The sequence below is a fragment of the Labrenzia sp. THAF191a genome, assembly GCF_009363335.1.
GTDB lineage: Bacteria > Pseudomonadota > Alphaproteobacteria > Rhizobiales > Stappiaceae > Roseibium > Roseibium algicola.
In genome coordinates this window covers 2614773-2626608 of sequence record NZ_CP045333.1, presented here as the reverse complement: position 1 = coordinate 2626608, position 11836 = coordinate 2614773, and the positions used below count along the sequence as shown (strand labels likewise).

At 61.1% G+C, this 11836-nt stretch carries 10 protein-coding genes; 6 read left to right on the top strand and 4 right to left on the bottom strand.

The features are described 5' to 3' along the window. Positions 1–42: 42 nt before the first annotated feature. Together FIV05_RS12020 and FIV05_RS12015 are read left to right on the top strand one after the other, a co-directional pair. Complete coding sequence (locus FIV05_RS12020) at positions 43–921, top strand: LysR family transcriptional regulator (protein ID WP_152509700.1); 879 nt, start codon at positions 43–45, stop codon at positions 919–921. Positions 922–1358: 437 nt separating this feature from the next. Beyond that, positions 1359–2321, top strand: coding sequence for a hypothetical protein (locus FIV05_RS12015; RefSeq protein ID WP_152509699.1), 963 nt, complete (start codon positions 1359–1361; stop codon positions 2319–2321). 144 nt (positions 2322–2465) lie between these two features. On the opposite strand, the gene FIV05_RS12010 is transcribed toward FIV05_RS12015, so the two are convergent. The 4 genes from FIV05_RS12010 to FIV05_RS11995 all read right to left on the bottom strand — a co-directional run bounded on the left by FIV05_RS12010 (position 2466) and on the right by FIV05_RS11995 (position 6507). Next, the gene (locus tag FIV05_RS12010) at positions 2466–2828 is read right to left on the bottom strand and encodes a Tsi3 family protein (RefSeq protein WP_152509698.1); all 363 of its coding nucleotides are present in this window, start codon (positions 2826–2828) and stop codon (positions 2466–2468) included. Positions 2829–2905: 77 nt separating this feature from the next. After that, a complete protein-coding gene (locus FIV05_RS12005) occupies positions 2906–4177 on the bottom strand; it encodes a hypothetical protein (RefSeq protein ID WP_152509697.1) in 1272 nt (423 codons plus the stop codon). A gap of 222 nt (positions 4178–4399) precedes the next feature. After that, entirely contained in the window at positions 4400–5101 is a 702-nt protein-coding gene (locus FIV05_RS12000) for a UTRA domain-containing protein (protein WP_152505638.1), read from the bottom strand. Positions 5102–5127: 26 nt separating this feature from the next. Next, positions 5128–6507, bottom strand: a complete 1380-nt coding sequence (locus FIV05_RS11995) for a formimidoylglutamate deiminase (RefSeq protein ID WP_152509696.1) — start codon at positions 6505–6507, stop codon at positions 5128–5130. 74 nt (positions 6508–6581) lie between these two features. Here FIV05_RS11995 and hutI point away from each other — a divergent pair, with 74 nt between their 5' ends. The 4 genes from hutI to hutU are packed head-to-tail and all read left to right on the top strand — an operon-like array spanning position 6582 to position 11835. Further along, positions 6582–7793: an imidazolonepropionase gene (gene hutI, locus FIV05_RS11990; RefSeq protein ID WP_152509695.1), complete on the top strand. Its 1212-nt coding sequence runs from the start codon at positions 6582–6584 to the stop codon at positions 7791–7793. Beyond that, the gene (gene hutH, locus FIV05_RS11985; RefSeq protein ID WP_152509694.1) at positions 7790–9346 is read left to right on the top strand and encodes a histidine ammonia-lyase; all 1557 of its coding nucleotides are present in this window, start codon (positions 7790–7792) and stop codon (positions 9344–9346) included. Before hutI ends, hutH begins: the two co-directional genes overlap by 4 nt. Then, a complete protein-coding gene (gene hutG / locus FIV05_RS11980) occupies positions 9333–10160 on the top strand; it encodes an N-formylglutamate deformylase (protein WP_062487314.1) in 828 nt (275 codons plus the stop codon). Before hutH ends, hutG begins: the two co-directional genes overlap by 14 nt. After that, positions 10153–11835: a urocanate hydratase gene (gene hutU, locus FIV05_RS11975; protein ID WP_055656225.1), complete on the top strand. Its 1683-nt coding sequence runs from the start codon at positions 10153–10155 to the stop codon at positions 11833–11835. Before hutG ends, hutU begins: the two co-directional genes overlap by 8 nt. The last annotated feature ends 1 nt before the right edge of the window (position 11836 follow it).

The following is an 11836-nucleotide window of genomic DNA, read 5'->3' as shown; positions in this document are numbered from 1 at the left end:
TAATACGCATTATGTCAGTTGATGAATGAGTGAGGTGCACGCATGAAGACGGTTGGATTGCCTCCGCTGGCCTGGTTGCGGGCATTCGAGGCAACTGCGCGCCATCTCAGCTTCACCCGCGCCTCGCAGGAATTGAACCTGACCCAGTCCGCGGTCAGCCAGCATGTACGCAGCCTCGAGACCTTGCTCGGCTGCAATCTGTTTGTGCGCAAGACGCGTGCCCTGGAACTGACGCTCGAAGGGGAAACCTATCTGCCGAGCCTGCGTGAAGCCTTCGACCTGATCACCAGGAGCACGCAGCTTGTCACCGGCAGTGACCTGGGGCGCAACCTGACGCTTCAGTGCAATCTGGCCTTTTCCGTCTATTGGCTGGCCCCGCGCCTTCGCCGGCTTTACGAAGAATTTCCCTGGCTGACGCTCAACATAGTGACATCGATCTGGGACACCGAAAAGCGCGCGGCCGATGCCTCCCTGGAAATCCGCTTCGCCCGTCCGGAGGACATGCCGACCGCCGCCATTCGGCTTGCAGAGGAAAAATGCTATCCGGTCTGCTCACCCGACCTGCCTCAAGAAGAGCGCTCACTGGAGAGCGGCAGGCTGTTCGACTGCGCGGGCATCACCGGCTCCTGGTCCGGTTGGATGAACTCGCAAGGCAGGTCCTTTGCTAGGGAAGCCGAAGTCAATCTGGCGTCGACCTATGTGATCGCGATTTCGGCAGCCTTGAACGGTGCGGGCCTCGTCCTCGCACACGACACACTCGTCGGTGACCTCCTCCGAAGCGGTGACCTTGTTCGTCCCTTTGAACATCAGGCGCCCCTGAGTGAAGCCTACTTCGTCCGGACCCCGCCACCTTACGCGGAAACGCCTGCCTCCAAGGTGTTTTTGGACTGGATCCAGAAAGAGCGGGCTTCTGCGCGCTGATCTGCAATCCAGCCTGGCAGCGCAAGCAAAGACGCTTTCACAAGAGCGCAATAGTCTGAGTTTTTGAAAACAGCCACGCGCCCAAGGCAAGAGGATATCCGGGTTCCGGATCTTACCGCATAGCCACGCCGCGGGCCGCCCGGAATACCGGTGGAGGGGGCATCACACCCTCTCAATGAGGCCTCAAAAACGGCCAAAACCTCTCCCCCAAGCCCAAAACCGCCGCCTTCAAGTCAAGTGACATGCAGCACAAGTACGACCCGCAGGACGCGTGATATCCAGCCTCTCAACGAGAACTCAAGTGATACCGAAAAAGAGGTGTAAATCTGATGCACGTTCAAATCAGAAAACCGAAGAACCCCATCCCCAGGAACTACTTTCCCCACAACCGTGTGGAACAAAAGCGCGACGGCGTCTGGGTGAGGTGCGGAGTCGTTATGCCTGTCGGCGCCGGCGATAGCTGGGAGACGATCGGCAAGTTCTGCGACGGCATTCCCGCCGAAGAAGTGGCCTATGCCAACTTCGAGACCTATGACCCCGCCGAGATCAACTGGTACCTGAGAGAATATGTCGGCTGCCACAAGCCTGGCCCTCGCGGCTTCAACTTCACGTTCGATGGCGCCAAGCCTGGTCTTATCCTGGCTCCGTTCCGGGATGCGCTTATCGGCGATGTGGTGGAGCGCGCGCACAGGCAGGAGGAGCGCCGTCAGCGCCGCACCATCCTCGATCGGCGATGGGACAACCGCAATATTGACATTCCGGAGGGTGAAAAACTCGTCGTCCAGGCACGCGAAATGATCTACCGCCGCGTTCAGAACCACGTCCCGAACTCGCAGGATTTCGATCTCCAAAAGGAATTGACGGGATTTCTCGTCGGCGAGGCGATTGACGGTGGCGGCGGACTCCTCACGCCGCACAAGGCGCTCTTGAAGACCTTGCTCAAGCCCCTCAAGGAACTCCATCCGGAAAACGAGCGGGTTCGTAAGCTTCGCAAGAAGTATTATGAAGGGTTCGCGAACGGTGTGGCGGCGGCGCTCTTTCCAGGGCACGACTACGCGCTTCACGACAAGGTCCCGGGAGAGAGGTTCTTCTACAATGCCGGTCTCGAGCATGGTCGCCAGATGAGCGGTCTGCAACGTTACCAGTTCGTGATGGGGCTGATGGAACGCGCACGCCGTTACGGTCTGCGGGGAGGCAACCCGATCTATCAGCAGAAAGCCAACTTCTCGAAGGGTTTTGGCGGACGTGCCGTCGCGTTCTATCTCGCACGGGAATTGTCTTCCAGCCGTCTGCTGGAACGCAATATCCACGAGACACCGCTCAAGGAAGACATTGTGGATGCAGTAAAGGACACCCTCACGGACAAAGCCAAGGAAGCTGTCGGTATCCCGTCCTTCTGAGACGGGCTACTGCTGGTCTTATGCGACTGCTCGGTACGTGCAGAAGGCGGCGCCGGTCAAAAAGCGAGCACAGAAATATTCATTTCGTGCGTGTTGAGGGGTGCGCAGAGCCGCCTCCCTCACTCCTTAAGGAGACCCTGCCGGTTACTCCTGCGCCGCCAGGCTTTCCCAAACCTGCCACGCCTCGTCGAACGCCGGTGTTCCGCCTTCCGACTGGATATAGGCGCGGACATAGGCCTGACGGTCTGCAATTTGTTTGGGAATGGTGAGGGTGTATTCCGGGCCGCCCATGCCACCTTCGACTGTCGTCAAGGTGTGCGGGGCGGGATCGGTCCCTTCGGTGTCGACCCCGCCGGCGACCGGTTGCGGCGCGGTGGTCCAAATGGCGATTTCATCGACTTCGCGCAGAGCCTCTTCCGGCAAAAGCAGAATGTGATCGGCACCAGTTTCGACCTTGCGTCCTTCGGGTACGCCAAACTGCAGGCCGTCGACAACTTCAGTCTTCATCTCAATCACTCTTTGCTGCTCGGCATTGCAGGACGCCAGAATAAACGGAACCAGAAAGGGAAATATTTTCAGCCACTTCACCATGATATCTTGGCGCCTGACATGTCGGAATGAGCTTCACCGACAAAGCTTCCCCAACCGGTCACCCTGTCGTCCCACGGCCGTGAGGTATATTCGGACCCAAGGGCCGCAACGTTGTCCGCAGGCCAGTTCCTGGCATGCTGGGCATAGGCGGCAAAATTGATGCCGGGAAACGCAGCGGCAGTTCTTGGCAAGTCCGTCTTTGTCTTTTTGCCGACGAGATTGGCAACATACCTGATGTATTTCGCGACAGCGAAGATGTTGAACTCGTCGCACGTCAGAAGCGTCGCGATCTGCGCCCCGTCGAGACCTTGCCTCCGTTTGTGTTCCAGCAACCCGGAGAACAGATCCGTACGCGCGACAGTGTCGTCACGCACCTGACCAAGGCCTACAGAGGTTGTGCGCCGTGAGACCGAGTGCGTCGCCGCGGTGTAGTCGAGCATGTCTTCGTTTTGAGATTGATCACGCTGTTCCGCCAAGACGATCGCTCCAATGACTTCCGGCGTCAGATTATAGGTTTTTGCAGCAGCGTTCATCACGGCTCCCCGTGACGGGCGACCGTTCAGGTAAATCGGCTCAAACAATGTGGAGATCGGCAAACTCGTAATTCGTGCGGCCTGCCGGAGACGTTCATTGGCGGAACTGGGAACTGTCAGGCCATTCCAGAGCGGATTGGAGTAACTGCGCGACACGGGACCGGATGCGCCAGGATCACCTTGCGGATTTGTCTTCTGCTCATAGAGGATGCGTGCCTGGTCAAACGCAGAAACGCGGTGATTGAAGATGTCGCGTCCCGTTGCACCGCTGCCTGAGAAAGACGCGGATGCACTAGAGGGAATAGTCGCACTGGTGATGGGTTTCTTGGTGCTGATCGAAAGCAAGCCGTGCTTGCGCATGCTGTCGGCCAGATCGTTTGCAAGCCCGAACACCTTTGCCGGATTGCCAAATTGCGCGTTGAGGATTGCTGCATCCCGGTCGAAAAAGAAGAAACCAGCCAGGTTGTTTTCGATACTGGAAACTGAGACAGGCCCGGCTTTCGCTGCCATCAGCATTACCGCGTCGTAAAGCGAAGGAGCACTTTGCTGATTGAAGTACCTTGTAAAAAAATCCCTCAGAACTTTCCCGGACTGCAATTGCGTGATTGTTGCATCGAACCTCGAGTCACGTTCAAGAAGTTCCAGAGCTTTTGCCCGCTCCCTGTCGGTAACCCATCGGAAGACATCTCCCAGTTCCAGGAGCTTGATGACCTCATCGCCAACAACGGTCATGATTTTCTTCAACCCCTCTATTGCTCGGGCTGGTCAGGACAGAAATTGTTTTCCAATCCGAAAATTGAAATAAATCAATTAGTTAACACTATATCAGAATCTAACCCTAATTGATTGCCGACCCAGTTACAACTCTAAGGGGCGCAATCGCAATGAACGAGGTCACGCCCGGCCGGTATTTGAACAACCTTGCTGGAGACGTCGGAAAACGCCCCTCCCCGTTCAGATCTCCGTCCGCATCCGGTAGCCCGGGGCGAAGATCAGGCGGACGTGGGTGATCGGCAGGCTGCCGGTCCAGGTGATGCGTTCCATGGCGAAAAGGGCTGCGCCCGTGGAAGCATCCAGTTTGCGCGACAGGGTCTTGTCGGCATTGACGGCGAAGAAGGAAATGTCGCCGTGGCTGTAAGGCGCGTTGTGCACCAGCCACTCGTTGGCGCTGACGTCCTCGAACGTCATGTCACGCGCCGCGGGGGCGGCTTCCAGGTTGATGTAGCGTTCCTCGAAGGCATAGGGCCGGTCGTCGGCAAAATGCAGCGTCTTCAAAAACAGGACATCCGCGCCGAGCGTCACCTGGAATGCGCCGTGCAACATGGGCGGCAGGGGCCGGAGATCCTTTTCCAGAAGGCTGTGCCGGTAGGTGCGGCCAAGGGCTTCGACTTCCTCGCGCAGGATCGGAATGGTGAGCGTGGCGCGCTGGGGCGGGTTGAGCGCAACACGCGTTCCCGCCCGGCGCTTGCGCACCACAAGCCCGCTTTCGGCAAGGTCCCGAAGAGCACGGTTGACGGTGGTGCGGGCGCAGCCGAACTCTTCCGCAAGATCGGCCTCGTGGGGGATCTGCTCCCCCGGCTGCCAGATCCGGTCATGGATCCGCCGAAGAAGTTCTTCGCGAATACCAGTCCAGGAATTTGTGTCCGCAAGCGCCAAGTCGTCTTACCCGTTCAAGTCGTTCTTCACAGTCTGGCGCGCAACGAGGCCATGGTGGCCCGGTATTTCGCGCGGATGGCGTTGCCTTTTACATGGTTTCCGCCGGAAACAACATGCCGGCCGGCGGACCAGACCTCCGCGACCATCCGGTCGTCACCGGCAAAGATCCAGGCATCCAGAATTTCGTCGCCTTCCCGGCCTTCCAGGTCGATGGCGGACCCATCCAGCGCGACGAGATCGGCAAGCGATCCTTCCGATATCCTGCCCGCCGCACGCCCCGCCGCCTGCGCACCACCGGCCACGACGCCGTCGAAGAGGACCCGGCCAGTGGACTTCTCCTTCGTTGCAACAGAAGCACGGCAGGTATCGCGCAGGCGCTGGGAATATTCCAGCGTGCGCAGCTCTTCGGAGAGCGCGATGCGGATGTTGGAATCCGAGCCGACGCCGAAGCGGCCGCCCGCGGCCAGATAGTCGACACCATCGAAGATCCCGTCGCCGAGGCTGGATTCCGTTATCGGACAAAGCCCCGCAACTGCCCCGGTCGCCGCAAGACCGGCGGTCTCCTGCGAGGTCATCTGCGTGCAGTGGATCAGGCACCAGTTTTCTGAAACCGCGTGGTTGGCAAGCAGCCATTCCACCGGGCGCTGCCCCGTGGCCGCCAGAACCTCGTCAACTTCCGGGATCTGCTCGGCAAGATGCATGTGCAGCGGGTTGCCGCCGGCAAGGGCAACGGCCTTCTTCAGACTGTCGGCATCCACGGCCCTCAGTGAATGCGGGGCAACGCCGATGACCGCATCATCGGGCAGGGACTTGAGCGCCTCAGACGCAAGCTCGTGCAGTTTCTGGAAGCGGTCGAAGTCGTTGCCAAAGCGGATCTGTCCGGCAGCCAATGGGCGCCCGTCGCAGCCGCCGAACTGGTAATGAACCGGCAGATGCGTAAGGCCGATGCCGGTATCGGCAGCGGCCGCCATGATGCGGTCCGACATTTCCGCCAGGTTGGCGTAGGAGGCACCGCCCGGCTGATGATGCAGATAGTGGAACTCGCCAACGGCGGCATAACCCGCCTCCAGCATTTCCATCTGCACGAAGGCGGCAATCGCCTCCACATCTTCCGGCGTCAGGGCGTCCAGAAAGCGGAACATGATCTGGCGCCAGGTCCAGAAACTGTCGCGGCTTTCGCTACCGCGCCGCTCGCTCATGCCCGCCATGGCCCGCTGGAAGGCGTGGCTGTGCAGGTTGACCGGGGCCGGCAGAAGAATGCCGACGCGTTCGCCGATTGGCTGCGCATCTCTTTCAACCGAGGCGATCCGGCCGTCCGACCCGATCGAGACAGCGACATTTTCCGCCCAGCCGTCGGCCAGAAGCGCCTTTTCCGCATAAACCGTCGCGCCAGAAACTGTCGACATGCCGTCTTTTCCTCCGTTGACACGTTAATATGTGCATGCATATTATCTAATATCGCAATCTAATCAAGCCGGAGATGGACGTGCTGAAACGCCTCCTCACAAACGCCAAGCTGGCAACGCTCACCGCAAACGGAGAGCCGTACGGCCTGATTGAGGACGGTGCGCTGGTGATCGAAGGCGGGCGGATCGCCTGGATCGGCAAGGCCGCAGACCTGCCATCTCATTATGCGTCGCTCAGCGCGGATGACATCGGCGGACGGCTGGTGACCCCGGGCCTGATCGACTGTCATACCCATGTTGTTTTCGGCGGCGACCGGGCGCGTGAATTCGAAATGCGCCTTCAAGGTGCAACGTACGAGGAAGTGGCCCGGGCCGGTGGCGGCATCGTTTCCACGGTCAAGGCGACGCGCGCAGCCAGCGAAAAGCAGCTGCTGGAAGCTGCCCTGCCACGTGTCGATGCCCTGATCGCCGAGGGCGTCACCGCCATCGAGATCAAGTCCGGCTATGGCCTCGACCGGGAAACGGAGCTGCGCATGCTGCGCACCGCCCGCAAGATCGGCAAGCTGCGCCCGATCACCGTCAAGACCAGCTTCCTGGGCGCCCATGCCATTCCGGCCGAATACAAGGACAAGGCCGACCTCTATCTGGAAAAGGTCTGCCTGCCGACGCTGGAAGCGGCTCATGCCGAAGGACTGGTGGATGCCGTGGACGGTTTTTGCGAAGGCATCGCCTTTTCACCGGAACAGATCGGCAAGGTGTTCGACAAGGCCAAGCAGATCGGCCTGCCGGTGAAGCTGCATGCAGAGCAGCTGTCCAACCTGAACGGCGCGGCCCTTGCCGCTTCCTATGGCGCCCTTTCCGCCGACCATCTGGAATACCTGGATGAAGCCGGCGTCAAGGCGATGGCCGAAAGCGGGTCTGTTGCCGTGCTTTTGCCGGGCGCCTTCTACACCTTGCGCGAAACGCAGTTCCCGCCGCTTGATCTTTTGCGCAAGCACAATGTGCCCGTCGCGCTGGCGACGGACTGCAATCCGGGTTCATCTCCCCTCGCCTCGCTGCTCCTGACCATGAACATGGGCTGCACCTTGTTCCGCATGACACCGGAAGAAGCGCTGGCCGGCGTCACCCGCGAAGCGGCGAAGGCGCTTGGTCTGGACGATCAGGGCACGCTGGAACCCGGCAAACGAGCGGATCTGGCTGTCTGGAACGTCAGCCACCCGGCGGAGCTTTCCTACCGGATCGGCTTCAATTCCCTCTTCAAACGCATTTTCGGAGGCTCTGAATGAGCGCCCTTACCCTGACACCGGGCTCCGTGACCCTGGCGGATCTGGAACGCATCTACCGGGAAGAGCTGCCAGTGCGCATCGACCGCGCGGCGGAAGCCGCGATCAACCTTGCGTCCGAACGAGTTGCCAAGGCAGCTCGGGGCAGCGAGGCCGTTTACGGCGTCAACACCGGCTTCGGCAAGCTGGCCAGCGTCAAGATCGCCCCCGAGGACACTGCAACCCTGCAGCGGAACCTGATCCTTTCCCATTGTTGCGGCGTCGGCGAACCGCTCGACAAGACCACCACCCGCCTGATGATGGTGCTGAAGCTGCTCTCGCTTGGCCGCGGTGCCTCCGGTGTCCGCTTCGAAGTAATGAAGCTGATCGAGGATTGCCTGGAAAGAAACGTCACGCCGATGGTTCCCTCGCAAGGGTCTGTCGGTGCATCCGGCGATCTTGCGCCGCTGGCCCATATGACGGCGGTCCTGATCGGTGAAGGTGAAGCTGATTTCGGCGGCACGCGCATGCCCGGTGGTGAAGCCCTTGCCAAGGCGGGCCTGACCCCGGTCGTGCTTGGCCCCAAGGAAGGCCTTGGGCTGATCAACGGCACGCAGTTTTCGACCGCCTGCGCGCTCACCGGCCTGTTCGACGCCTGGCGTCTGGCCGAAGCGACCCTGATGACCGCCAGCCTTTCCACCGACGCCATCATGGGTTCGACCGCGCCGCTCCTGCCGGAAATCCATGAACTGCGCGGCCATCGCGGCCAGATCGAAGTGGCAAGGGCCATGCGCGCAATCATGGACGGCTCGGAAATCCGCGAAAGCCACCGCGAGGGCGACACCCGCGTGCAGGACCCCTACTGCATCCGCTGCCAGCCCCAGGTTGCCGGCGCCTGTGTCGATCTGCTCCGCATGGCGGCCCGCACGCTCGAGATCGAAGCCAATGCAGCAACCGACAATCCGCTGGTACTAATCGATGCCGACCGGATCGTTTCCGGTGGCAATTTCCATGCCGAACCGGTTGCCTTTGCTGCCGACCAGATAGCGCTGGCCATTGCCGAACTCGGTGCGATTTCCCAGCGCCGTGTCGCGCTCATGGTCGACCCGACGCTTTCCTTCGACCTGCCGCCGTTCCTCGCCAAGGATCCGGGCCTGAACTCGGGCATGATGATCGCGGAAGTGACGACCGCCGCCCTGATGAGCGAGAACAAGCATCTCGCCAATCCGTGCTCGACGGATTCCACGCCGACCAGTGCCAACCAGGAAGACCATGTTTCCATGGCCGCCCACGGTGCTCGTCGTCTTGCCCGTATGAACGCCAACCTCAGCCAGATCCTGGGTGTGGAACTTCTGTGTGCCGCCGAAGGCATCGAGCACCGCGCCCCGCTGAAGACCAGCGCTTCGCTGCAGACGGTGATGGCCGCTCTTCGCGGTGTCGTCCCTTCCCTGGAAAAGGACCGCTACATGGCACCGGACCTGGAAACGGCAGCCGGCCTGATCCGCAGCCGCAAGCTGGTCTCGGCGATTTCCGCCGGCCACATGATCACGCTGGGAGATGTCCATGCAGCCGGTTGACGTCTTCCGCGGTGATGGCCCGGTCGTTCTTGGCGTGCCTCATGCAGGCACATTCGTTCCGGACGACATCAAGGCAAGGTTCAACGACACCGGCCTGAAACTGGCCGATACCGACTGGCATGTGGACCGGCTTTATTCCGATCTCCTGCCCGGTGCGACCATGGTGAAGGCGAACTTCCATCGTTACGTGATCGACGCCAATCGCGATCCGGAAGGCGTCAGCCTTTATCCGGGCCAGAACACCACGACGCTCTGCCCGACCACCGATTTCGATGGACGCCCCATCTACCAATCCGGCATGGAACCGGAGACCGGTGAAATCGAGGCCCGGCGCCTTGCCTGGCATGCCCCCTACCACGCTGCCCTTCAGGCGGAAATGGAACGGGTGCGCGCCAAACATGGCGTCGCCATCCTCTACGATTGCCACTCGATCCGCTCCGTTGTGCCGTTCCTGTTCGAAGGCACGCTGCCCGATTTCAACACGGGCACCAACAATGGCACGACCTGCGCCAGCGCCATCGAGGCTGCCGTGGTCGCCTGCACGCAAGCAGCGGAAGGTTACACGTCGATCCTCAACGGCCGCTTCAAGGGTGGCTGGACGACACGGCATTACGGCCGACCGGCCGAAGGCTTTCACGCCATCCAGATGGAGCTCGCCCAGAAGACCCATCTTGCCACCGAAGACACGCCGTTTGCCTATGACGAGGCCAAGGCCGACCGGCTTCGGACCCATCTGAAAGACATACTGAGCGCGCTGGAAAACCTCGCGCCATCCTTATTCCAGAACAACACCCAGGGAGCGAACAATGACTGATCGCCGCCACAACGCCCGCGACGTATTCCCGCCCACCGGCACCGAGCTCAACACCAAGTCCTGGCTGACCGAAGCCCCGCTGCGCATGCTGATGAACAACCTTCATCCGGATGTGGCGGAAAACCCGCATGAGCTGGTCGTCTACGGCGGCATCGGCCGTGCGGCACGCACCTGGGACGATTTCGACCGCATCGTCGCAAGCCTCAAGACCCTTGAGGAAGACGAGACGCTGCTGGTGCAGTCAGGCAAACCGGTCGGTGTCTTCAAGACCCACAAGGATGCCCCACGCGTTCTGATCGCCAATTCCAACCTGGTGCCGAACTGGGCCAACTGGGACCATTTCCACGAGCTGGATAAGAAGGGCCTGGCCATGTATGGCCAGATGACCGCCGGTTCCTGGATCTACATCGGTACGCAGGGCATCGTGCAGGGCACCTATGAGACCTTCATGGAAGCCGGACGCCAGCACTACGAAGGCAACCTGAAGGGTCGCTGGATCCTGACCGGTGGTCTCGGCGGCATGGGTGGTGCCCAGCCGCTTGCAGCCGTCATGGCCGGAGCTTGCTGCCTTGCGGTGGAGTGCGACGAGAAGAGCGCCGACTTCCGCCTGCGCACGCGCTACGTCGACGAAAAGACCCACTCCCTCGACGAGGCGCTGGCACTGATCGACCGCTGGACCAAGGCAGGCGAAGCCAAGTCCGTGGCGCTGATCGGCAACGCCGCCGATGTGTTCTCCGAACTGGTGAAGCGCGGCGTGAAGCCGGACATCGTCACCGACCAGACCTCCGCCCATGACCCGGTCAACGGTTACCTGCCGCAGGGCTGGACCGTCGCCGAATGGCGCGCCAAGGCCGAGACCGATCCGAAGGCGGTGGAAAAAGCCGCGCGCGCGTCCATGAAGGTGCATGTCGCCGCCATGGTCGACTTCTGGAACATGGGTGTGCCGACACTCGATTACGGCAACAACATCCGCCAGGTTGCCATGGAAGAAGGCCTGGAAAACGCCTTTGCCTTCCCGGGTTTCGTGCCCGCCTATATTCGTCCGTTGTTCTGCCGCGGCATCGGCCCGTTCCGCTGGTGCGCGCTTTCCGGCGATCCGGAAGACATCTACAAGACCGACGCCAAGGTGAAGGAACTGATCCCGGACGATCAGCACCTGCACAACTGGCTGGACATGGCGCGCGAGCGCATTTCCTTCCAGGGCCTGCCGGCACGCATCTGCTGGGTTGGCCTTGGCCAGCGTCACCGCCTCGGCCTTGCCTTCAACGAAATGGTCCGCAACGGCGAACTGAAAGCGCCGATCGTGATCGGCCGCGACCACCTCGACAGTGGTTCGGTCGCATCGCCCAACCGCGAGACCGAAGCCATGAAGGACGGCTCCGATGCCGTGTCCGACTGGCCGCTTCTGAATGCCCTGCTCAACACCGCTTCCGGCGCGACCTGGGTGTCGCTCCACCATGGTGGCGGCGTCGGCATGGGCTTTTCCCAGCACTCGGGTATGGTCATCTGCTGCGACGGCACGGAAGATGCCGATCGGCGAATCGGTCGGGTGCTCTGGAACGATCCGGCAACGGGCGTGATGCGTCACGCGGATGCCGGCTACGAGATCGCGCTCGATTGCGCGAAAGAACAGGGGCTTAACCTGCCGGCTATTCTGGGTCGTCCGGCGTCCTGAT